Origin of the sequence: Embleya sp. NPDC005971 (genome assembly GCF_040629175.1) — a bacterium.
GTDB lineage: Bacteria > Actinomycetota > Actinomycetes > Streptomycetales > Streptomycetaceae > Embleya.
This window is the reverse complement of record NZ_JBEXUX010000096.1, coordinates 1-22,632: the sequence shown is the minus strand read 5'-3', so window position 1 is coordinate 22,632 and position 22,632 is coordinate 1. Positions and strand designations below refer to the sequence as shown.

The window sequence follows — 22,632 nt, the reverse complement described above, 5'->3', positions numbered from 1 at the left end:
GTCATGGCCGCGGTGCCCGTTCCGGCGTTCCCGGCGCGGCCTGCAGCAGGTAGGCCAGTTTCAGTCCCAGCGAGTCGTACGCCGCGTCGGGGGTTTCGGGTCCGGTGACGTGCAGACGCGCCTCGGCGAAGAGTTCCTCCCAGAACTGCCTGGTTTCCAGGTGCTGTTGGGTGATCTGGTGGATGAGGTAGTACGGGTTGTAATAGCTCAGGCCCAGCCCATGGCGCATGATCTTCTCGTCCGCGGGGCGGTGGTCCACCTCGACCACGATCCAGCTCGCGTCCGGGTGCCGCGTGAATCCGGCAGTGAGGAGGCCGACGATCATCTCTCGGTCAGCCTGTTCCAGCACTTCCTGGAGCACGAAGGCAGTGATGAAGCAGAGCGGCCCGGGCAGGTCACCGAGGTCGGGCAGTTCGCTGGCGGTGCCCCTGCGAATGTCGATGCGATCCGTCAAGTTCCGCTCCTGAACCAGCTTGCGGGCGGTAGCCACCGACTCCGCTCCGAATTCAACTCCGACCCCACGCAGTCCGGCTGTCCGCTCGCAGAGTTCGACGAGGTAGCGGCCGTCGCCGCAGCCTAAGTCCACCACCGTGCGGACGCCGCCCGGTATCCGGGCGAGGAGCCGCTCAGCCATGGGAAGCGCGTCGAACCGGCTGATCCCGCAGCTCCCCACCCCCACTTGTGCCACGTCCCGGGAGGCGTACACGTCGCCGTCGGCCAGGGCGCGGCCGAGATCGCTCATCGCCTGCGTGTATCCGCCGACGAGGAGGGTGTACCAAGGGCGGAAGACGGCTATCCCGGCCCCCTTCTCCGTGAGTGAGACCCGGTCATCTACCGGCAGGTCCACGAAGTCCTCGTTCGCCAAGTACTGGAGGAATCCACGGAGTCGGTCCTCCGCGAGACCACAGGAGCGTGCCAGCCGGGCGACCGTGAGGATGCCCGCGTCCGTGAGGGCCTCGTGTACGCCGGTCTCCATGAACTGGTGGAGTGCCTGGGCGAGTACGAAGCCGCGTATCGGCTGCAGCGCGGAGACGAGCTTGTCTTCCAGCCCGTCGTAGAGGGCGTCATCCATGGGATCTCCTGAAATGGGCGGGTCCACCAGATGCGGCTTCGCCGGGACGGTGGGCGGATGCGTCGACGACCACCACCCGGAATCCGACGTCGTAGAACAGGTTGTAGGACCGGTCGACGGCCCGGGAGCTGCACGCGGCGTACTGGAAGGTGTTGTACCAGGAGCTGCCGCGCACGATGTGTTCGTCGAGGCTGTCGTACGCCGATCTCCCGGCGTCGTACTCCGCCGCGTAGGCGCGGTTCAGGCTCGTGGTCCACTCCCACACGTTTCCGCCGAGATCGCACGGACCCTCCGGGCCCCACGACGGGAGGTAGATGCCCACGGGGCTGGGCTGGCGGATGTTCAGCGCGTTGGTCCGCAGGTGCGTCCTGGCATCGGACTCCTCGTCGCCCCACGGATAGACACGGTCGTCGCCGGCGGGACGGCAGGCACGCTCCCATTCAAACTCGGTGGGCAGGGCCACGAGTTCGTCCGGTCCGAGCATGCCGGTGCGGCGACCCTCCTCGGTTGCCCAGGCGCAGTACGCTCCAGCTTCCCAGTAGTTGATCCCGACGACCGGCTGGTTGGGCTGGTTGAAGCGATGGTCCTCCCAGTAGAACGGCCTGTCGCGCGTCCCGATCCGGACCACGGACTCGGCGCGCAGATCGGCGATGGCGATCTCGCCGTCTCTGAGCTCCTTCGCGTGGTGCTCGTGCACAGTCTCCAGCCAGTGCTCCCGCAGTTCCGCGAGGACCTCCGGGTCGCCGCCGATCCATCCGGCTGCCACCCGGCCGCGCCAGTAGGCCCGTTCGGCGTATCCGCCAGCCTTTACGAAGGCATCGTACTGAGCGTTGGTCACGAGGTAGCGGCCGACGCGGAAGGCCGGGAAGTCGACCTCGCGCACCCCCGCCGAGAGGGTGCGGTCCTCGTCCAGCCGTCCGCTGCCCAGCAGCGCCGGCCCGGCGGGGATCGGGACGAGGTTCTCCCAGGGGCCCCTCGGCTGGCCCAAGTCGGTGACGATGCGCCGGTCGCCCAGGTGGCCTACGACGGAGGCCGCGCGGAAGCGCTCCGCCAGGGTCAGCTGGCCTTCCTCCACCTGTTCCGCGATGGTGTCCTTGGCCCGTCGCCACAGGCCGTGCAGCGCCTGGTTGGTGTCCAGACTCAGGACCCGGTCGAATCCGAAGGCGGCGAGGCGGTCCTGGCCGATCTCTACGAGCATCTCGGCGGCCAGCTGGGAGGTGGCGACCGAGGAGACCGCGGGGGAAACCGCCCAGGAGGACGCAGGAGCGCCCGTGGCGCCCGGGGCGCCGCTGTCCGGCGCCGGATCGAACTGCCCGAGCAGTTCGCCGACCAGAGTGAGGATGTAGAAGATGTTCTCGCCCTCGTACCCGGCGAAACTCGCCATCAGCCGCAGCGGCTCGCGCCAGTGGAGCATCCGGGCCTTGACCAGGGCCTCCGCCGTCCTCGCTCCCTGGGCGTAGTGCTGGCCCGCGAGGAACTCCTGGAAATAGCGGTGGGCGAACCGGTAGCGCTTCGGCCCAATCTCCGCGAGCAGGCCATGGCTGCGCAGCAGCCGGTTCGCCAGCTCCTGCGGTTCGGGAGTCGAGGACCGCACGTGCAGCCGTGCCAAGTCGTCGCAGAGGGCTGCGGCCTGGGCGTGGATCTCCTCGGGGCTGAGTCCGGTTCCCGCCGCCCCCCGGGCGTTCTCCTCGCCGAGGTGGATGTGGTGCGCGACCCGGACGGCGAGGGCCAGCAGCGAGCCCGCCGCGATGGCCGTCTCCTCTCCGCCCTGTCCGCGCCATCTCGCCTTGTTCGCCAGCAGGTACCTGATCGCCCGGTCGCATACGACGGCCCGGACGTTAGGCAGCTGGCCCTCGTCGGAGTGGATGAGCGTCAGGAGGGTCAACAGCAGGGGAAGCTCGCCGAGTTCGGACAGTTCGGGGTTCAGCAGTTCGCGTTTGAGGCTCGCCGAGAGGACGACGGCCTCCTCCTGGGAGAAACGGCCGATCCGGACGGCGGCGTCGTACCACTGGTGGACGTACCGGTCCTTGTCGGTCCGGGTGTACGGCAGCAGTTCGAGCTCGCGGGGGATCCCGATCTTGCGGCTCGGCCTGGTCTGGCGGTAGTCGAACTTCCGGCAGGTGGCGATGATACGGGTCCCGCTGGCGGGGAGGAGGATCTCCGAGATGGCCCGGCGAATCCCGCCGAGCGAGACATCATCGATCTCGTCGATGCCGTCGAGGAGCAGGAGCGCGCGGCCCTGCTGGATCGCGGTGCGCAGGAACTCGGTGAGCTCGTTCCCGGCGCTCCTGCCGTCGCGGGCGACGGTGAGCTTGACCTCCGGCACTCCGGACAACAGGAGCAGTTCGGGACCGCCCGACAGCCCCGCGATGACGCTGCCCAGCTGGACCCTGATGGGCAGCGGAGAGCCCGGCTCGGAGAGGTAGCGGCGGGCGGCGCGTACGGCGATGGAGGCAATGGAGGTGGATTTTCCGCCGCCCGGGTCGCCGAGGACAACGACCGAATCCTGGGTGGAGTCGAGCAGTTCGCCCAGGTCCACGCCATCGACCGAGGTGTCGAACGGGTCCAGGCCGGGGCGGGCCTGCGAGTCCGCGACCCGCAGTGGTGTCCAGACCTGTTCGAGGGTGATCACGCCCGCTCCGTCCGCGCTGGCGTCCGGCTGCGCGGCCGGGTCGCCGAACGTCAGCCGGGAGCTGGAGCGGATCAGGTCGTGCAGGTAGTCCACGATGTTCCAGGAACCGGGCACAGGCGCGGGCACCGGCGCCCTGAGCTCTGCCACGTGCGCGGCGGAGAGGCTGCTCGGCGCCACGTTGCGCGCGAACAAGAACCGCCGGGCCCCGGACGTACCACTCTCGACGGGCTCCGGAAGGCTGGCGCGCAGCAGCCTGGTCCGCAGCTCTACGAAGATCTGGTCCAGCCGCAGTTCGGCGGGCTTGTGGGGGATGCCTGTGGATACGACGTCCAGGAAGGCCTGGGTGAAGTACGTCGGCTCGTAGCCCAGCGGTGCCTTGGCCTTCGCGTGCATCCGGCTCGCGCCCATGAAGTACAGCCCGTCAACGGGGTAGACCTCGGCCAAGTCGGCGGACTGGAACTGGAAGTTGGCGCGGGTTCCCAGCTCCGCGTGACAGCAGTCCAGGATCACCAGCTTGGTGGCGGCCGGGCTGCCCCGCAGGATCCGGGCGATCGCGTCGTACAGGATCGCGGTGTGCGGCAGCGACTCGGGATCCGCCTCGCTGTCGGCCAGTGCGAGAGCCAGCTGGCCGTCCGAAGTGCGCAGGCCATGGCCCACGAAGTAGAGCAGTACGGTGTCGGTGATGTCCCTGACCGCGGAGATCAGGCGGCGAGCGAACTCGGAGGGCGAGGCCAGGTCAAGCAGCGAGACCACGCGGTCCGGCGGCCAGCCGCACAGGTCTCCGGTGAGCAGCCGGGCCATGGCGTCGAGACTGGACCCAGCGGCCGGGAGGTCGGGAATCTTGGAGTCGGCGTAGCCCGAGTTGCCGATTAGTACCGCGCGCGACCGAGACAGGTCACGGTCCACCCAACAGCTCCTTGAGCAGCGGCAGTGTCTCCTCGAGGGTATCGGCGTTGATCTCGATGCGATCGCGGCCACGCTGGACCTTCAGCGTGATCTTCGATCCGCGCGACTCCACCATGCTGCGCAGCAGGTTGATGATGCCGGTTACCGCTCCGCTGGAGCAGACGACAACCAGGAGGTCGATCCCCGTGCCCTGATCGCCCGGGGCGATCGGCGCGGCGACGGCCTCTAGCGTGACGCCGCGCACGCCCCGCAGCTCGCGGTAGAGCGCGTCGAGGTCGTCGGGGTGGCCCGCCCTCAGTTCGATGACCCGCTGCCCCAGATCCTGCTCCCCCATGGCGCCCCGCCCCTTCCGCGATCACGTACGTCTGTGGTCCGTGGCTGGTCCCCACCCCAGGCCCGCCCGAGAGGAGAGGGCGCGGTAATCGCCATCTCCCCACCGCGCCCGGGGGCCAAACACGGGGGGCGCCGTCGTATCGCCCCTGCGGCTCGGTGACGTTCCGATGCGGCGGCGACCGGACGAGCGCAACCGCGTCCCGCTTGAACTCGGCCGTGTACCGCTTGCTCATATTGCTCTTGCCACTCAACTTCGACTGCTTCCTCCGGGACGATCCGTCCCAGTATCAGGCTGTCCACAGCGGAGGAACTTCCAAGGCCGGGTAGTTAGCGTTTTCGCAGGTCACGCAAGGGAGTTGAAGAGCCTCTGCCGCAGAGCAACGGAGCTCGTTGGTACGGGCAGTCGTCCAAGACAGCGCGTATCGCAAGGAGCTCCGTTGCCTGTTCATTCTGTCCTGCCGTGCGCGTTGACGACCGTCACCCGAACGGTCACGGTGGCCGCACGCCACTTCGCACCCGGTCATCTGGGGGCGCTGACGGCGATCGTGCCGTTCGAGCTGGTGGACGCGGTCCTTGAGGAGACCCGGACCGTGCAGCGGCGACTGCGTGGTCTTCCCTCCCAGGTCGGCGTCTACTTCCTCCTCGCCATGTGTCTGTTCCCCGAGGTCGGCTAACGGCTGGTCTGGGACAAGCTGACTGCCGGCCTATCCGGGATGCCGACCGTCCGTCCGAGCGCGAGGCTCTGCGTGATCTGCGCCGTCGGCTCGGCAGCGCACCGGTGCACACCGGGGGCGCGGTTTGGTCCGTTCCAGACGGTATCGTTCGACGGCTGCAGCTCGATCGAAGTGCCTGACAGCGAGCGCAACAGAGACCAGCTGGGCCGGTGCCCGCACGGCGGCTATCCTCTGTTCGAGTTGATGACGCTGGTCGAGACCAGCACCCGGGCCGGCATCGCGGCCGTCTTCGGGCCCACCTGCCGGGGCGAGATCTCCTACGCCACCGCGCTGCTGGAGCATCTGGGCTCTCAGATGCTGGTGTTGTGGGACCGGGGCTTCGACGGCAATGACGTCTTCGCCGCTGTTCACTCCAACGGTGCACAGATCCTCGGCCGTATCAAGCGGTGGCGCCGCCTGGCGGTCCTGCGACAACTCCCCGACTCCTCCTACCTCTCGGTCATCGGAGGTGTCCCGGTGCGCGTTATCGAGGCCCGGAGCGTCACATGCTCGGACGGCAGCAGCTTCGACGGCACCTACCGCCTGGCGACCACGCTGCTGGATGCCCGCCGCTACCCGGCCAGACGCCTCGTGCTCCTCTACCACGAGCGCTGGGAACACGAGAGCGCCTACTACACCCTGCGCCACACCATCGGACGAGCTCTGTCCTTCAAGGACTTCGCCCTGGTCTGGGCCGCCGAACGCGGCCTGTCCGAACTGACCGTCGACCTGTACGGACGTCTCCTCCGCCTGCATATCCTCCCGACCTTCGGCGACCGGATTTCTCGACGAGATCGGCCCGGCCAACGTCCGAACCTGGCACGCGGAAGGCCTCACCGCCACCGGCGCGACCACAGTCGCCGCGCCGACATCGGCTGGCCCACCACCCCGCAGGAGACCTCATGGACTTCGGCACCTGGCCGCGTCTGCTCGTCGCCAACGTGGAGGGCAACGGCGCCAACCCACCCGACCTGGGGGAAGTCGCGGCCATCCCGATCCTCGACGGTCGGTCCGTGCCGGAGTCCGCGAAGACCGCCCTGATCCGGCCCCCGCAACCGATCACCGCCTTCGTCACCAGCGTCCACCACCTCACCAACGAAACCGTCGCCCACGCACCGGCCTGGGACCTGATTGCCCCGTACGTGCAGGAGGATCTGCACGGCGCGTGGATCGCCGCGCACAACGCCTCCATGGACTACAACGTGCTGCGCCGCCACCTCCCCACCTGGGAACCCGCCGGCGTCATCGACACCCTGCGCCTGGCCCACACCACTTACCCCACCGGGACACGCCACGGCCTGGACGCGCTCCTGGCGCACATCGACGTCGACCCGACCGCGATCCCCGGCCGACGTTACCGCGCGGGTTTCGACGCGCACGCCACCGCACTTCTCCTGATCGACCTCGCCGCGCACTATCCCACCTGGGACGCGCTGATCGCGGTCGCCGTCCCACCCGGCATGCCCGGAAGCCCGTCATCGCCCCATCGAGACGAGGAACAGACCCTGTGGTGACCCCTGTTCGCATCGCCATCGCCGGAACCCACTCCACCGGCAAGACCACCCTCGCCCGCCGCATCGAGATGGAACTGCGCGCCACCAGCCTCCCGTGACCCGCACCGGCGGCCTGGCCAAACGCGCCGCGGCCCTGGGCTTCCCCAAGATGACCGGCCACACCGCGGCGTCCACCGAGTGGATCCTCACCGGCGGCCATCCTCGAAGCCGAACTCGACGCCGACGTCGTCCTGATCGACCGCACCGCGCACGACGCGATCGCCTACCATCTCGCGGCCCTCGGACACCGCGACGAACAACCCGGACCCGGGATACTGAAACGCCTCGCTACGCTCGCAGCCCTTGCACAGCCGCGACCAGGCCCTCCTCCTCGCGACCGTTCTGGACCCCGAGGTCCCACCGCGTCGCTCGAAGTCCCGCCGATCCACCTGTTGTTCCCGGTGGGAGAGGTCGCCGCGAGCACCCCGCTTCCCGGTGACGTGCGGCCCAGCTGGGACGCGCTGGCCTGGTTCACGGGCGAGACGCCGCTCACCGAACTACCGGATCCGCGTTCGCCCCGGAGAACCCTCGAAGCGTTCCGACACCACGGCATCGCCACCCATGCCGCGCAGACCTCCGCCCGCCAGGCCCACGAACGACGACGTGACATGACGATCAACCTCGACCCGGCGGCCCGTGAGCGCCTGAGCCAGACGGCCGACCTGTACGAGCGAGTCGCCTTCGACGATGCCCGAGCCCTGAAGGACCTCCGCACGCGGATGCGGGAGCAGGGTCTGGGACCCCCGCCGCTTCCCGCCTCCCTGGCCCATGTCGATGACGCGCGACCGAGCGGAGAACCCTCCGCATGAAAGGTTCGATAACCCGACGCTGCTACTGCCGCGACCCCGAAACGAAGGAACCCCTCGGCACGCTGTGCCCCTCGCTGAAGAATCGCGACCACGGCACCCACGCACTGCGCCAGGAACTTCCGCCTCGCGAGGACGCCTCGCGGCGCTCCTTCTCACGCGCCGGCTATGCCACCGCGAAGGAGGCGCAAGCCGACCTCGACAGCGTGCGCGCCATCCTGGCCCTGGCGAAGCCCACGGATCTCTCCGGGCGACGTGCGATCGGAGACTTCCTCGAACAGGTCGGCGCCACCAAATCCCCGATCCCGGACCTGGTCACGGTCCGCCAACGCCTCAAGGTGGGTCTGAAGCTCACCGACGAAACCACGACGGGAGCGTGGCTCGACACCTGGCTCGCGGGGAAGAAGGGGCGACCTTCCGCGATCACCCGTGACGAGATCAACATTCGGGTTCATCTGAAGCCCCGAATCGGACATCTACCGTTGACGCAGTTGCGGGTGAGTCACCTGTCGGAGATGTTCACCAACATCACCGAGGCGAACGAGGAGATCATCGACTCGAACGCCCTCCGGCGTGCGGCGATGGACGAGTTGGCGACGATCCCGTGGAAGGGGCAGGACAACCGGGCACGGCGCAAGGTTCTCAAAACGTCCATCGCGGAAATGGCGCCGTTCCGCAAGACGACGAACGCCCTCACTCGTCAACGCATCCGGGCCACACTCCGCGCGGCGCTGAACGCCGCGATCACCGAACAGCTCATCACCTTCAACCCCGCCGCATTCGTCAAGATCGATCCCGCCAAGCGCGCGAAGGCGCTCGTTTGGACCGACGAACGCCTCGCGCATTGGCGAAGAACCGGCGAGAAGCCCTCTCCGGTCATGGTCTGGACGCCCGCCCAGTTCGGGATCTTCCTCGACCATGCCGAGGGCGACCTGCTGTACGAGCTGTTCTACGTGCTCGGGTTCCGTGGATTGCGTCGCGGCGAGGGATGCGGTCAGCGCTGGGTCGACACGAATATCCGGGGCCGCAGGCTGACCGTCGCCAAGCAGTTGGTGGTCGACGGTTGGGAGGTCTACGAGGACGACCCCAAGACCGAGGCCGGCGAGCGAACCGTCAGATTCGACGACAACGTTGCCGCCGTCCTCGAAGCACGGCGGAGCCGGCAGGAGCGGGATCGGGAAGCCTGGGGCGACGCCTGGGTGGAAACCGGAAGGGTCTTCACCCAGGAGAACGGCGCGTTGCTGCACCCCTCCACCGTCAGCGATCGTTTCCGCGAACTGACGGTGGAGGCAGACCTGCCCCCACCCGACTGCACGATCTGCGGCACCTCGCCGCAACCCTGGCGCACGCGGCAGGCGCGAGCATCCGCGACATCCAGGAGTTGCTCGGACACTCCTCCATCAGCGTCACCGAGTCTACGTCTCGGTGTTCGAGGAGGCCGAGGAACTCTTCGCCGCCGCAGTGGTGAACCTGGTCCCCCGCGCACGCACGCGAATATGTGCGCAGGTTCGAGGTTTTGAGGATACGCCCCGGGGTTCTCTCGGGGCGTATCGCCTTGCGGTGGGGGAGCGCGCCCGGGCGGTCTTCGCCGGTTCGGGTGATCGTGCCGCCGAAGTGGTGACGTGGTCGTGGGCGATTCGTAGCGTGCGGGTGGGAGGCTGTGCTTCGGGTATGGCCGGCACGCACCTGCCGTGGTGATGGCTCTGCGCGATAGGACCGTCCGAAGCGCTCGGCGGGACGCCCTGATCGCCAATTCGGTGTTGCGGAACGGCTCGCCTTTGACGAATTGCGGACGGCTCCCGCCGTAGGCCCCCTCCGGGCGAGGATTGGAGATCCGGAGTGCGCGAGGTGTGGTTGGGAGTGGATGTCGGCAAGGGGCATCATCACTGTGTCGGGGTGGGCGCCGGCGGTGATGTCCTGTTCTCGCGTCGGGTGGTGAACGACGAGGAGGACTTGCGGGTGTTGATCGCCGACGTCACCGGGCCGGACGTCGATTCCGTATGGGTCGTGGATCTGGCGGACGGCCCGGCGAGCCTTCTGCGCACGTTGCTCCACGACCGGGGCCAGCGGCTCGTGTACTCCCGGGTCGATTCATGCGCAGTGCGGCGGGCGGTTATCCGGGAGAGGGCAAGTCGGACGCGAGGGACGCGGCGATCCTGGCCGACCAGGGGAGGGTGCGCCGTGATCTCCGCGTTCTGGCCCCTCCGGATCCGATCGCCTTGGATCTGGCGTTGTTGATGGCGCGTCGCACCGATCTGGTGTGCGACCGTACGCGCGTCTACAACCGTCTTCGGGACCACCTGAGTGCGATCGCGCCCGCTCTCGACCGGGCACTCGACGTCCGCCTGCAAGGGCCGCTGATCCTGCTCGGCACGTTCTCGACTCCGGCGGCTCTGCGACGGATGGGGGATCGCCGGTTGACGGAGTGGCTGCGTCGGCGAGACGTTCCCCGCGCGAGCGGGTTGGCGGAACGCGCGCTCACCGCGTCCCGTGGCTGGCGCGCGGTGGTACCGGGCGAATGCCTCAGGGCGAAACTGATCGCCGAACTCGCATGGTCGCGTCCGTGAGGTCGAGCAGCGGATTGCCGCGCGATTCCACGATCATTCCGACGCGGGCCTGATCACGAGCATGCCCGGGATCGGCGACATCCTGGGCGCCCAGTTCGTTGCCGCCACCGGTGGCGACCTCACCCGGTTCGCCACCGCGGGAAACCTGGCCGCGTACGCGGGCCTCGCCCCCGTGCCGCACAACAGCGGCCAGACGTCGGGTGTGCGCCATCGACCACGCAAGTACAACCGGGGCCTGCAGAAGGTGTTCTTCCAGTCCGCCCGAATCAGCGTGTTGTCCTGCCCGGCGTCGAGAAGGTGCTACGACCGCAAACGCGCCGAAGGCAAACGCCACACCCAGGCCGTCCTCGCCTTGGCCCGCCGACGCGTCGACGTCCTTTGGGCCATCCTCCACGACCGCGAGCCCTATGAGCTGACCCGAGTTTTGTAGAGTCGTTCTTCGGTTGTTCAGGCGGTCTGCGTGGCTGGCGATCGTGTGGCCTGGTGTTGCTGCTCGTACTCGACTGGTGGCGTGTGGTCGAGCGCCGAGTGCAGGCGTTCGTCGTTGTACCAGCCGACCCACTGCACGACGGCGCGTTCGAGTTGGGCGAAGTCCCGCCAGGGGCCCTGCATTTCGATGAGTTCGGCCTTGAACGTTCCGTTCAGCGCCTCGGCGATCGCGTTGTCGTATGAATCGGCCACGGAGCCCACGGATGCGGCGGCGCCGACGTCCGCCAGTCGCTCGGTGTAGCGAATGGACACGTGTTGCGTACCCCTGTCGCTGTGATGAATGAGCCCCGAGTCCTTCTTGATCCGGCGGCGCCACAACGCCATCTCGAGTGCATCCAAAGGGAGTTCGGTCCGCAGGTGGTCCGCGATCTGCCGGCCGACGATCATCCGCGAGTACACGTCGAGGACGAACGCGACATACGCCCACCCGGACCACGTCCGCACATATGTCAGGTCGGCGACCCACAGCCGGTCCGGCCGGTCGGCGGTGAACCGCCGGTCGACCAGGTCCGGCGGGCGCGGCGCGGCCGGCTCGGAGGTGGTGGTGCGGCGGCGCCGCCCGCGGATGACGCCCTCGATGCCGAGTTCGCGCATCAACCGCTCGACCGTGCAGCGGGCCACCGGGTGGCCATTGCGGGCCAGCGCACGGGTGATCCGTCGGGCGCCGTAGGTGCCGCCGGAGTCGGCGTGCGCCTGCCCGATCAGCCGCATGAGCTGCTCGTCGCGCAACCGGCGGGCGGACTTGGGGCGCTTCTTGCGCGCGAAGTACGTCGACGGCGATAGTTCCAGCACCCGGCATACGGGATCGACCCCGAGACCCCTGTCACGCAGGTGGTCGATCACCTGCTCGGCCTCGTCCGGGGACGGTCGATCTCCTGGGCAAAAAACACGGACGCGGCCTTGAGGATGTCGTTCGCCCGACGCAACTCCGCGACCTCCCTGCGGAGTTGCTTCAGTTCCTCGGTCTCGCCGGTGGTCAGCCGGTCGTCGCGTTCACCTGCGTCGGCCTCGGCCTGGCGGACCCAGTTCCGTAGGGCCTCCTTGTGGACGCCCAGGTCCCGGGCGACGTGCGCAACCGGACGCCCGGACGTGCGGACCTCGCGGACCGCACGCTCGCGGAGCTCATCGGGGTATTTGCGTGGTGCTGGCATGGTTCGTGGTGCTCCTTACGCCGGGCACCATAACCCGGCTTCAAGGACTCCACAAATCTCAGAGCGGCTCAGACCTCGGTCTGCCGATTGTCGGTGCTACATGGGATTCTTTGGGTACCAAAGCGACGGAAACGAGCGGAGGTCTCAAGATGCGTGCGTTGTTCGTGCGTGTTCGGCATACGGACCCACCGGCGCCGTCGGGCTGCCGGTGGTGCGGCGAAGAGAGCAGCAACCACGGACGGCGCTGGGTCCCCTCGGCCGGCATCCACGACTGGGAGGCACCTACTCGCGCACAGCGACTCAGCAGAATGCAGGCGCGCCGCTCACGCAGGTCGGCTCACTCGTCGTCGTCCCAGTAGTGCGGCCCTGCAGCACTGGCGGTCCGAATGGCATCTTTGAAGACCTTCACCAGGGATTCCGGGACCTCCGACGGTGCACGCAAGCGTTGGGCAAGCACAACAACCATGTCCTCCTTCGAACGCGGGGCCTGGGAGGCATGCTCGTGTAGTAGACCATGCAGCTTCTTGCTGAACTTGCCCTCGCCACGAAGTGCTCGGACATCCTGAGGCGTCCATTGCCTCTCGTCCATTCGGGGCCATTGCTCGTTCATGGTGTCGACCCACTGATCGTCCCCGAACACGTCCTCAAGTTCGTTCGGGTCCCCGATGAACAGACAGTCCTCTTGAGTGAAGCCGTATCGCAGCAGCCGGTCGTAGCTGAACTCCTTTTGCTTGTCGCGCGGGGAGTCCCCGTCGACCATGAACACGACGGTGCGCTTGTGTTCCTTGAGGAACTTGGCGAAGTTGAGCGCGCCATCGTTGCCTCCACACGCCCACAGGGCGATACCGGCGGACTGCATGGGATAGCCGAACGCGAGCTTGAACAGGATGGGCAGGGCTGCGTACTCGGTCGCACCTTCCACTGCGACGAAGCACCTCTCGTGCAGCAGAACGCTGTTGCGAAAGCCCAACGAAGCCGCCATGTTCGACAGGAATCGACGGGTTTGCTCGTCTGTATCGCTGTTACCGAGCGACTGGACGAAGGCCCGGCCATCCCTGCTGTTCAGGTGCACGATGTCCTGAATGTCAACGCCATCGATCAAGTTGAGCGAATGGGTGGCGACGATCACTGTCGAATTGGATGTGGACGCCGACACCTTGATCATCTCCATGATCCGGCGCTGGTGATCGTAATCGAGATGAGTGTCGGGCTCGTCGTAGACGATGATCACGCCGCCGGCGGCGTCCCCCTCGGCGCCCTCGGACAGCAACTGCTGGCTGGCCTCCCACAGCGCCAAGGTGATACGCCGAGACCTGCCCGCTCCGGCAGCCGCCAACGGCACCGGATGCTGCCCGCCGGCGGAAGCAGCCAGGGAGACACGACTGATGGTTGGCTTGAACTGGATCTGCGGTTCGAGCTTGAACTCGTCGAGAGCGCAGCGGTCCTCGACCAGCTTGCGAAGCAGGGCAGCATCCTCCTTGAGCCGCTCCGAGAACTCGGCTTCCAAGTCGGTGATCTTCTGTCGAGTCTCCTCACGAAGGGTGTACTCGCGCAGCTTCGCAGCCAGGATGCCGCGAACCACAGCGTCGGGCGACTCGGCCGAGTCTCCCTTGAAGTACAGCAACTGCGGCAAGACATCCTTGAGTTGGGCGGGTGCCTGGACCCAGTCCACAACCTGGGGAGCGGTGGCGGAGTACTCCTCCAGCAGTTCGCACCAGCTCGCCTTGATGTTGGCCTGGCCGTCGCGCAGTTTCAAGCCGACGTCGGCGGCAAGAGCGCGTAGTTCAGGAAGCTTCAGCGCCGACAGATTCCTCAACTCCTGTCGCTCCGGCACCTTGGACTGCCATTCGAAGTAGGTACCGTCGCCCTCCACGTAGCGACGACGCACCCTGGCCGGAGAGGCAGTCAGCAGCAGGTCCGCCTCCGAGGCCGAGAGCTCGAACTTCGCCTCCACGGTGACCGTTCGCGGTTCCTCGTCGCCACCGATCGCAGGCAGCGCAGACCTCTCCTGCCCACCAACGGCGAACCGGGAGACATCGCTGTCCTCGATGTTTCGCTCACCCAAAAGGAACGCCAGCGCGTCGAGCGTGGCTGTCTTCCCGCAGTCGTTGTGGCCGGTGAGAATGGTTTGCTTGTGGATCGGGACGCCCGAAACGTCGGCCAGCGAACGGAAGTTGGTAACGCTGAGCCTGACGAGTTGCACAATGCTCCCTTGCCTTCACGGCACGACTGACTGGTGCGTGGTCGTGGTACGCCGGTTGAAACGCACTCTTCGACCATGGGTTGAGAAAACTCTAGCGTCTCGTGAGGCCCGAGTTCCGAGAGATACGAGCACACCGGCGGGACGTTGCAGCGAGCCACGCGCAAGTCCGTTCGGTTTCGACCCTATCGAGCGCGAGAGCGGCGCCCCGGCGGTACGGATCCGCCTCGCGCGTAGAACCGTGTTCGTCACCAACGATCGCGCCCTGGTCCGCCGAGCCCTGATCACCGACCACCATCACTTCGACAAGGGCCGCCGGGTGTTCGAGGCAGGGCAGGTCCCGATGGGCAACGGCCTGACCACCTGCGCCGACGTCGACCAGGTCTGCCAACGCCCGGCAATACAAACCGCGTTCCGCCCCGACCCCATGCCCCACTACGCGCGCACCACCGCTGACTCAGCACAGCCACCTGCCCCAAGCCGTAGGGAACACCTCGCGGACGCAAAGCTGTTCGGCATAGTCTCGGGGTAAGGCTCAGCCGAATCGATAAATCCGCAGTGCACCACCTTTGCGCGGCCGACGATCCCGGTGACGCCACTGGATCCTGACGATTTCGAGCACTTGGCCCGGCAGGTGTTCGAGATGCGCGGCATCAGCACGTGGAACACCCGGCGGTCCGGGCGATCAAGGCGTCGGCACGGTCCTGGTCACACAGGCCCTCTTCTGGCGGCTACTGCATCGTCCAAGCCAAGCACTACGCCAAGTGCATCCAGCCCGACGCCGTCCTGGCCCTCGCCGGTGTACTGGGCCAAGACCATCACGCGAGCAAGGCGATCTTCGTGACAGCATCCTGATTCGACGACGGCAGTTGGCAGTTCACTCGCGAACACGGCCGCACAGAATTCTTCGACGGCGACAGCTCCGAAACCTACTCCGCCAACACCTCGGCATCGACGTCCAAGACCCGGGTATGCCCCATCACCCATCCCAACGCTGAGCCGGACAACATCACGTCACCAAAAGACGCTGCACGACCACCTCGGGCAGCTCTCGATGGGCTGTCGCTCCCTCAGAGTTCCGGCGGCGCGGACACCTCCAGAGCAGCCTGGACGCCAAGTGCCACGGCCTTCTGTTCGAGATATCTGTCTGCGGCATGGGGATCATTCCGGTTGTCGACCGGGGCGTCGATCAGTTCGGGAGCCAGGGCGACAAGGCCGACTCCAGCGGTAACGGGGTCGCGAGGGTCGTAGACGTTCAACCAGGCAACCCCCATGGGCAAGCGCAAGCCTGCTGTTGCGGTGAGCCCGAGTTTGCGTTGGACGGGCATCCAGGCCAACGGTGAACCGCAAGTGATGAGTTGGGTCACGCCGGTACCCGCGGCGGGCGCAGGGATCTGACCACGCTGAAACATGTCATAGACAACGACGCTGCCCAGTGAGTGGGCGATGATCAGTGGGGTGCCGGTCTGCTCAACCGCCTCACGGACGCGGGTGCGGATCTGTTCCGCCTTGTCCTTGTCCTTGAAGTACCCGTACATCTCGCTGATGCGGCTAAAGACCAACCTGCCCGCTCCGTTGCCGCAACGCCTGTCAACCCGGGCGATCGCCCGGACGAGACGGGGATTCATTCGCGGTGGCATTCCCAAGGTGCCAGCTGACAGCTGTTGTCCCGGGACAGGTGGACTGTGCACCTCCAAAGCCCCCAATATATAAGCGAGTTCCTCTTCGTCGGTCGTGGCGAAATCGGAGACCTCGTCTTCACCAAGCTTGAGGCGGCCGCGACGAAAGACGTCGCCGTAGTACGGCGCCGTCACCACGGGCACAACGGCGTGCGAACCGGCGTGCACGGCGATACCCCTGGCCAGTGCCTGGTTCCAGTCATCGGCCAGCTTGATAGCGTTCGTGTCTCGCTGCCGAACGCCGTGCACACCCACCACATGCAGATCGGTCACTACGCACCTCCCCTCCGGATACCGCCACGGCGGCGGCACTTCACGGATGCTAGCGGGCTTCGCGCCTCGTAACCGCGTGAAAATTGGGACCGTGCGTCGGTAAAGTGCGACCCTTGACCGGTGCAATCAGGGCAGGGAACGCTATGAGTGTGTCGTCATGCCGGGTGCGACGGCTGATCGTGATCGCGGTGAACGATTACGGGGATGGCGATACCGACTTCGCGAAGGGAATCGCCGACCAGGTAGCGGTCGTCACGGGCTGGCTGGCCGATCCGGAACTCGGCGTTGACCGGGTGTTCGAGCCCAAGGTATCGCCGCAGACTCTGCACTCGGTGCAGCAGGTCCGCCAGTTCCTGGACGGTCAGGATCTTGCCGCTGCCAAGCGGGACGAGGCGATCGTCGTCTACATCACCGGCCACGGCCAACGAGGCTCGTCCTCCGGCCGACACTATCTGCGCTTCGCGCGCACCGATGACGCCCGACTGCCGGGAACGGCGCTGACAACCAGCGAGGTCATCAGCGCCGCCCTGGGTAGTTCGGCCGAGCACGTCCTGGTTCTGGTCGACTCCTGCTTCGCCGGGGCACTGGCCAACGAGGTTCCCCTTGTGATGCGGGATCTGGGAGTCCGCCGCAAGTTGGCCTCGCTCGCGGTCGTCGCAGCGGGCGACTTCGACGAGCAGCCCCTGGTCGGGTCCTTCACCGAACTCCTCAACCGCGCTCTGGACACGATCGGTGCAGAGGAGTCAGGGTTCGCTGAACCGTATCTGTCGTTCAGTGAGTGGCAGCAGGTCCTCGACTCGGTCAGCAGACAGGACCGTGGACTGGTCGAGGCGCAATGGGTGTGGCCGCAGAAACTGTCGCAGGAACCAAGTCTGTGCCTGCCCAACCCGCGGTATCAGGCCCCGCAGAAACTGGGAGCTTCGGTCCGTGAGCTTCCCGATGCCGCGGGCCTGTTCGCCGGCTACTGGCACGATCGCGCCTCAGGACGCACTCACGAACAGGATGCGGGCTGGTACTTCAGCGGACGCCACGAGGTCATGCGCAAGGTGGCTGCGTTTGTGACCAACGGCACTGGCGTCATGGTGGTAACGGGGGCAGCCGGCTCAGGAAAGTCTGCCCTGCTGGCCCGCCTGGTCACGCTCACCGACGCGGTGTTCCTCTCCCAGCCGGATCTGTACCGGGTGGCGGCAGCAGTGCCGGAGGAAGAGCGACCGCCGGTCGGATCAGTGGATGCTGCGGTGCTCGCCCGAAACAAGACCTCACTGGGCCTGATCGGGGATCTCTTGCGGGCCCTGGGTATCGGGGCGGTTCCCGCCGGGATGGCACCACTTCAGCTGCTGCTGGAGCACCTCACCGCACGCGCGCAACAAGGCACGGTGCCGACCATCGTCATCGACGGGCTGGATGAGGCCGAGCAGACTCTCGCCTGCCTCAACGATGTCATCCTGCCCATGGCACGCCTGCGAAGGAAGGGCTACCAGCCGCTGGTGCGCATGGTGCTGGGCGTGCGCAGTTCTCGTCCCGACGCCTTCGGGACCCTGCCGGGTCTGCGCATTGACCACGCCAACGCCCTACTGCATGTCCTGATCAAAGCTCTGGCCGACGACCACCAGCACGTACCGGTTCAAGTGCAGCGCACCGATGAACCCACCTGTCAGGAGGACATCTCCGTCTATGTCGAGGCCTTGCTCAACGCCGGCGAGACCAGCCCGTACATAGGGGAAGACGAGCGCGCCCGCACGACGGCACGCGAGATCGCTCGCGTAGTGGCACCCTCGTTCTTGGATGCGCGTCTGGCAGCAGACCAACTACGCACGGCCGATCAGATGCAGGATCTGACTGCAGTCTCGTGGCAGGAGCGCCTCAATCAGGGCACGGTCGCGCTGCTGCATGAAGATGTGCACGAGGTGGCCGGCCACCACGGCGTGCCCGTAGGCATTTTGGTGAGGGTACTTCGGGCCACCGCCTTCGGAGCCGGTTCGGGTCTGCCCTGGTCCGAGGTCTGGCCGGCCGTCGCGCAGGCGCTGGAGGCTCCGGCCACTGATCCCGTGGGCGTGGACACATACGCGGCCGTGATCCGCACCGTGCAGACAACGCGGCTGACCGGCTACCTCACCACAAGCGAGGAAGACGGGCGCACCACCTACCGGCCGGTGCACCAGCAGGTCGCTGAAGTCCTGGTACAGCAGCCTTCCTGGCTTGTGGACGCATCGCCCGCTGCGCGCGGTGAACAACCTTCGCTGTCCGTGGACAAGGAGCAAGCGCGTATCACCGATGCACTAGCCGCGCTTGTGCCCTCAGACCCCCCATCTACGCCTCATCCCTACATCCGTCGGCACCTCGTCGCCCACGCGGCTGCAGGTCGTGTACTGGACGATGATCACGTCCCGCTTCAACTACTTGCCCAAGAAACCTCCCTCACCCTGCGCGAGCAACTGGGCCTGCCCTTGCTGCAGGAGCCGGCGCACGCACACCTGCTGACCGTGACGGCAGCCGCGCTGATCGAGCCGTACCTCACTGAGGACACCGACGCCGCGTCGCGAAGAAGCAGCATCGCCTTGCATCACGCCGCGCTAACAAGCGAAGACCAGGCTGGCACCGGAGCCATCCCCGCTGCCCTGACCCCGCAGTGGGGATGGTGGGAGTCCGCCACCAATGTGCTGGCCTCGCTCGGAGAGCATGTGCATGCGCTCACAGCCGTGGAGGTACCTCCGGGGCGTACCCTTCTCGCCGCCGGCACCAAAACCGGGGCGCACATCTGGGACGCCTCCTCCGGCCAGCATCTGACGGATCTCCCAGCTGGCTTCGTCCAAGGCATGTGCCCGATCCGCAGCAATAGCGGACGACCCTTCCTCGCCACAGCTGGATCACAGGGCGTGGCCATCTGGGACCCGCTGTCTGGTCTGCAGATCGCCCGTACCCGGGAGCCTAAGGCGACCGGGGTGCAGGTGCTTGCCGACGGTGATCAACGGTGGAAGCTATACCTGCGCGGCCGGTCTCCGGCAATCTGGAGCCCCGAAGAGGATCGGATCGAATTCGTATCCCTCACCCCCGACGAGGAGAACCCGTATCTGTGGGGTACGGGGAGGCAAGCTGTCATCCACAGCGAAGGACGACAACCTCTGTTCGCCACTCAGACCTTCGGCCACCTGACCCTAAGTGACCTGCGCGGCAACATCCGTGTACGCCTGCCCTTCTCCGGGAGAGGACTGCGCAAGCTGATGGGCGTACGCCGTCCAGGCCACGGGGACCTGGTGCTCGCCGCGACCTCCGAGCACGTCCTTACCTGGGATCCCGAAACTGGCCAGAAGGTCTACGTGGGTGCGGGCCCGGCAGCGCACCTCGTGCAGATCCCTAGTCACGACGACCGCGTGGCGATCGCCATGGAGCGAAGGGGGTCTGTAGAAGTATGGCAATGGCACGAGGTCACGTGGCAGCTGGCAGCCACCGCCACGGTAGGGCCGATCACAGCATTGACGGCCCTGTCCAGCGACCAGGGTCAGTGGCGGGTGGCAACTGCGGGCGAAGCCGGGCTACGCCTTTGGTATCCCACCCCGGTCACGCTCACCGACCTGGACGACTCAAAGCCCCGCCCCGTCACAGCATTGGCGGCCCTCCATGCCCCCGTCGACAACGGCTCGGCTCGCGATCTGTGGGCCATTGGCACCACCACGGGAGTCGAGATCGCCGATGGGAACAACCCCCCATCGCGTTACCTGCCCACCGGACCCGTCCGCGCTCTGCAGGCCTTGTCGCAGGGGCTCTTGGCCGTTCACACACCTCACGGACTAGAAGTCTGGGATCCCCTGAAGGACAGCCGGGTACAACCTGTGTCGCCACAACAGGAGGAACGCAGCGCGTTCCAGCTGCCGAGCAGAACTCCGGCCAGTTGCGTCATCGACTGGCCGCCCGGCTCCGCCACCGTCGTCACCGCGCACCCTGGCGGCGTGTACCTCACCGGCATCCTGCACGAGGAGAAGGTCTTCGTACCGATCCAACGCGCCGCATCCCCTCGCGCCGTGATAGCCGTACCAGCTCCCGACGAAGCAACCCGGTGGATTGCGCTCGGTACCCGCGGCGGTGTACTGATCTGGAACCTCACCGCGCAGCAAGCAGTTACGGAGCTTCGCATACGCGGGCAATCCGACACCAGAACATTGGCTGTGGTGCGCGAAGGCGACACGACGCTTCTGGCCGCGGCCACCCGAGAACGAATCCAAACGTGGGATACAGCTACTTGGACAGTCCGGGCCACCATCGCCGCACCTTGGACGAAGGTTCTGGAGCCCATCCCGTTGTCCGCGGCACGCAGCCTTCTGGCCAGCGGAAGCGGTCACGCTGTCCGTCTATGGGATCCAACCACTGCGGAACTCCTCCACACACTTGTCACCGCCGCACCTATCGAAGCCATCACTACGCTGCGCGACGACGACACTCTCCTCATCGGAGTCGGCGGGCCCGCAGGCTTCGCGGCCCTCTGCGTCAACATCTCACTTCCCTGAGTAACCACTTTCAGTAATACTTCAGTTACTTACAGCCTTGGGCGAAACTGAGCTTCGGGCGTGCCAGCCTGGCAGCTCGGCTCGCGGGTGGTCAGCGAGCGGTGTTGCGGACGAGGACGAGTTGGCTGCTCAGCCTGCGATGGGTAACCCGCTACGAAGAACGGTCAAAGACGAGCGAGGCGATCGCGAGTTGCGTCTCGGCGTAGGTATCGCGGCGTCCATACGACCCTTCTCGTGTCACAGCCCGACCGGGACGATCACCACATCCGCCAAGATCGTAAAGTGGTGGACAGCCCTCCTGCGCTGAGCGAGCATCTCCGCGATGAATAGCGAACCTCTCTCCATCCCCAAACGCGGCACGCTTACCGAAGGCGCCGTCGGCCTCATCCCCGGCGGAACTGTCGATTGAAGTCAGCGATGACACCGTCGTCCACGGTTAGCGTGAGGCAGAGCGCCAGTTCCACTTGCCGACCGGTTGCGAGCGCGTCCGGCACCTCGCCCATCATCGTTGCCATCTGGTCGAAGGACGTGCGTATATCCTCCGCTGGTTGGCGCACGACGGAGGCGGCCAGGTGTGCTGCGTGCTTCATGGCATCGGGGTATACGGCACCGCGAATCTCGGCGGCCCAATCGAGCAACGACTCGTAACACGAGACGAGCCGCTCGGCCAAGTGGATGATGGCGTCCGGATCGCCTGCGACCCCGGGGGCACCGAATGCTCGCTCCTGCGCTTCGCGGGCAAGGATGAGCATGATGTTTTGTGAGACGTGCATCAGCTCCGTCAACCGACCTCGGAGGTCGTGTTCGACGTCGAGTTCTTGGACATGGCATCCGTTCGGGCGCGCATATCCGAGTACGTAGTCGCGCCACTTCGGCTCGAGGCGAAGCTTGCCCTGAACGAGGGCACCGGCAAACAGGAGATACTCCCAACCGGCCGGTGCCTGCGCGATCAGGACTTGCGTTTCGGCTTCGGTCGTCGGGACTGCGTGGAATACGCCGAGACTCTCCTGCGGACGAGCGTGACCATCGATCCGGCTGTTGATGCGGTCGAGTCGATCCAGAACATCGTTCGTGAGCAGGCTTGGGAACAGTTCGCGAGCGGGGCGATGCCGCTGCAGGACTTCGGCGAGATAGTCGGGGCCTCGCCAACTGACGTCGATACCGCCCGATCGGCCCATCTGCACGGCTTGGGCACCGAGCCGCTCGGGGATAGGGTAGTTGGAGAGGAACGTCCAGGCTCGGATTGCCCAGTCGCCGCTTTGGGCGAGTGCGATGGCTTTGCGAAGGTCGCCGAGCATCTTCGTCTGGATCTCGGCGTCGATGAGACGCTTCTGCGGTCGCTTGAAACAGTGGATGGCAAACATCCGCTGCTCCGATTTGAGGTAGCCGTCATTCCCTCGGTCGGAGCGATCATCGTCGATCGGCAGGAAGTCCGCCCCGTTCTCGGCGCGTAGGACCGCGTTGCACAGGCGAGTGAATTCCTGCGGCACGGTGATGAGTTCGATCTGCGCCTGAAGGTTCACGCGGATAGGTTAAGACTCGTCCACGACATCGGCATCGTCAACGTGGCGTGGATCCCTCCGTGCGGTCGGGCGACAGCACGGACAACCACGCGCCGAACCGGGGAACGAGTACTGGGCGCACAGTGGGCAACGAGCCATCGACTAGGACACGTCCGGTCGATCATGTGACTATCTCGCGGTCGAGTCGTTGGTCCGGGAATGGGGCGGGGTGATCTGACGGATGCGGAGTGGGA

15 protein-coding genes and 1 pseudogene are annotated in these 22,632 nt (G+C 66.5%); 9 read left to right on the top strand and 7 right to left on the bottom strand.

Annotated features, from left to right (window positions below; genetic code table 11):
- Window position 1: 1 nt before the first annotated feature.
- Genes ABZ374_RS44185 through ABZ374_RS44175 form a run of 3 tightly spaced genes read right to left on the bottom strand, consistent with a single transcriptional unit; the run spans window position 2 to window position 4,944 of the window.
- Complete coding sequence (locus tag ABZ374_RS44185) at window positions 2-1,072, bottom strand: methyltransferase domain-containing protein (RefSeq protein ID WP_360323486.1); 1,071 nt, start codon at window positions 1,070-1,072, stop codon at window positions 2-4.
- Window positions 1,065-4,610, bottom strand: coding sequence for an SUMF1/EgtB/PvdO family nonheme iron enzyme (locus tag ABZ374_RS44180; RefSeq protein WP_360323484.1), 3,546 nt, complete (start codon window positions 4,608-4,610; stop codon window positions 1,065-1,067). The genes ABZ374_RS44185 and ABZ374_RS44180 overlap by 8 nt, the downstream gene beginning before the upstream one ends.
- A complete protein-coding gene (locus ABZ374_RS44175; RefSeq protein ID WP_360323482.1) occupies window positions 4,600-4,944 on the bottom strand; it encodes a hypothetical protein in 345 nt (114 codons plus the stop codon). Before ABZ374_RS44175 ends, ABZ374_RS44180 begins: the two co-directional genes overlap by 11 nt.
- A gap of 436 nt (window positions 4,945-5,380) precedes the next feature.
- Here ABZ374_RS44175 and ABZ374_RS44170 point away from each other — a divergent pair, with 436 nt between their 5' ends.
- The 6 genes and pseudogenes from ABZ374_RS44170 (at window position 5,381) to ABZ374_RS44145 (ending at window position 11,012) form a co-directional block, all read left to right on the top strand.
- A complete protein-coding gene (locus ABZ374_RS44170) occupies window positions 5,381-5,617 on the top strand; it encodes a transposase domain-containing protein (protein WP_360323480.1) in 237 nt (78 codons plus the stop codon).
- A 39-nt stretch (window positions 5,618-5,656) separates the two neighbouring features.
- Window positions 5,657-6,697, top strand: a complete 1,041-nt coding sequence (locus ABZ374_RS44165; protein WP_360323478.1) for a transposase — start codon at window positions 5,657-5,659, stop codon at window positions 6,695-6,697.
- The gene (locus ABZ374_RS44160; protein ID WP_360323476.1) at window positions 6,670-7,170 is read left to right on the top strand and encodes a 3'-5' exonuclease; all 501 of its coding nucleotides are present in this window, start codon (window positions 6,670-6,672) and stop codon (window positions 7,168-7,170) included. The genes ABZ374_RS44165 and ABZ374_RS44160 overlap by 28 nt, the downstream gene beginning before the upstream one ends.
- 431 nt (window positions 7,171-7,601) lie before the next feature.
- Window positions 7,602-8,018 carry a hypothetical protein gene (locus ABZ374_RS44155; protein ID WP_360323475.1) on the top strand — a complete coding sequence of 139 codons (417 nt, stop codon included), beginning with the start codon at window positions 7,602-7,604 and terminating at the stop codon, window positions 8,016-8,018.
- A 985-nt stretch (window positions 8,019-9,003) separates the two neighbouring features.
- Entirely contained in the window at window positions 9,004-9,483 is a 480-nt protein-coding gene (locus ABZ374_RS44150; protein ID WP_360323500.1) for a tyrosine-type recombinase/integrase, read from the top strand.
- A gap of 371 nt (window positions 9,484-9,854) precedes the next feature.
- Window positions 9,855-11,012: pseudogene (locus ABZ374_RS44145) on the top strand (IS110 family transposase).
- Window positions 11,013-11,029: 17 nt separating this feature from the next.
- Here ABZ374_RS44145 and ABZ374_RS44140 read toward each other — a convergent pair.
- Window positions 11,030-12,222, bottom strand: a protein-coding gene (locus ABZ374_RS44140) for an IS3 family transposase (protein WP_360323473.1) whose coding sequence is annotated in 2 segments (ribosomal slippage) — window positions 11,030-11,958 and window positions 11,958-12,222 — 1,194 coding nt in all. Because the reading frame shifts where the segments join, the coding sequence is not laid out codon by codon here.
- Window positions 12,223-12,559: 337 nt separating this feature from the next.
- Complete coding sequence (locus ABZ374_RS44135) at window positions 12,560-14,425, bottom strand: AAA family ATPase (RefSeq protein ID WP_360323471.1); 1,866 nt, start codon at window positions 14,423-14,425, stop codon at window positions 12,560-12,562.
- A 238-nt stretch (window positions 14,426-14,663) separates the two neighbouring features.
- On the opposite strand from ABZ374_RS44135, the gene ABZ374_RS44130 reads away from it, so the two are divergent.
- On the top strand, window positions 14,664-14,954 hold the full coding sequence (locus tag ABZ374_RS44130) for a hypothetical protein (RefSeq protein WP_360323469.1): 291 nt from the start codon (window positions 14,664-14,666) through the stop codon (window positions 14,952-14,954).
- A 128-nt stretch (window positions 14,955-15,082) separates the two neighbouring features.
- A complete protein-coding gene (locus tag ABZ374_RS44125; protein ID WP_360323467.1) occupies window positions 15,083-15,277 on the top strand; it encodes a restriction endonuclease in 195 nt (64 codons plus the stop codon).
- Between the two features lie 215 nt (window positions 15,278-15,492).
- Here the strand turns inward: ABZ374_RS44125 and ABZ374_RS44120 are convergent, their stop codons facing one another.
- Complete coding sequence (locus ABZ374_RS44120; RefSeq protein ID WP_360323465.1) at window positions 15,493-16,374, bottom strand: hypothetical protein; 882 nt, start codon at window positions 16,372-16,374, stop codon at window positions 15,493-15,495.
- Window positions 16,375-16,517: 143 nt separating this feature from the next.
- Here ABZ374_RS44120 and ABZ374_RS44115 point away from each other — a divergent pair, with 143 nt between their 5' ends.
- Complete coding sequence (locus ABZ374_RS44115; RefSeq protein ID WP_360323463.1) at window positions 16,518-20,876, top strand: AAA family ATPase; 4,359 nt, start codon at window positions 16,518-16,520, stop codon at window positions 20,874-20,876.
- A gap of 383 nt (window positions 20,877-21,259) precedes the next feature.
- Here the strand turns inward: ABZ374_RS44115 and ABZ374_RS44110 are convergent, their stop codons facing one another.
- The gene (locus ABZ374_RS44110) at window positions 21,260-22,399 is read right to left on the bottom strand and encodes a hypothetical protein (protein ID WP_360323461.1); all 1,140 of its coding nucleotides are present in this window, start codon (window positions 22,397-22,399) and stop codon (window positions 21,260-21,262) included.
- Window positions 22,400-22,632 lie beyond the last annotated feature (233 nt).

Bases quoted from the DNA above. Each gene is read 5' to 3' on its own strand.
- ABZ374_RS44175 (WP_360323482.1), bottom strand. From the start codon at position 4,944: ATGGGGGAGCAGGATCTGGGGCAGCGGGTCATCGAACTGAGGGCGGGC.
- ABZ374_RS44115 (WP_360323463.1), top strand. From the start codon at position 16,518: ATGAGTGTGTCGTCATGCCGGGTGCGACGGCTGATCGTGATCGCGGTG.
- ABZ374_RS44185 (WP_360323486.1), bottom strand. From the start codon at position 1,072: ATGGATGACGCCCTCTACGACGGGCTGGAAGACAAGCTCGTCTCCGCG.
- ABZ374_RS44150 (WP_360323500.1), top strand. From the start codon at position 9,004: ATGCGGTCAGCGCTGGGTCGACACGAATATCCGGGGCCGCAGGCTGAC.
- ABZ374_RS44165 (WP_360323478.1), top strand. From the start codon at position 5,657: ATGCCGACCGTCCGTCCGAGCGCGAGGCTCTGCGTGATCTGCGCCGTC.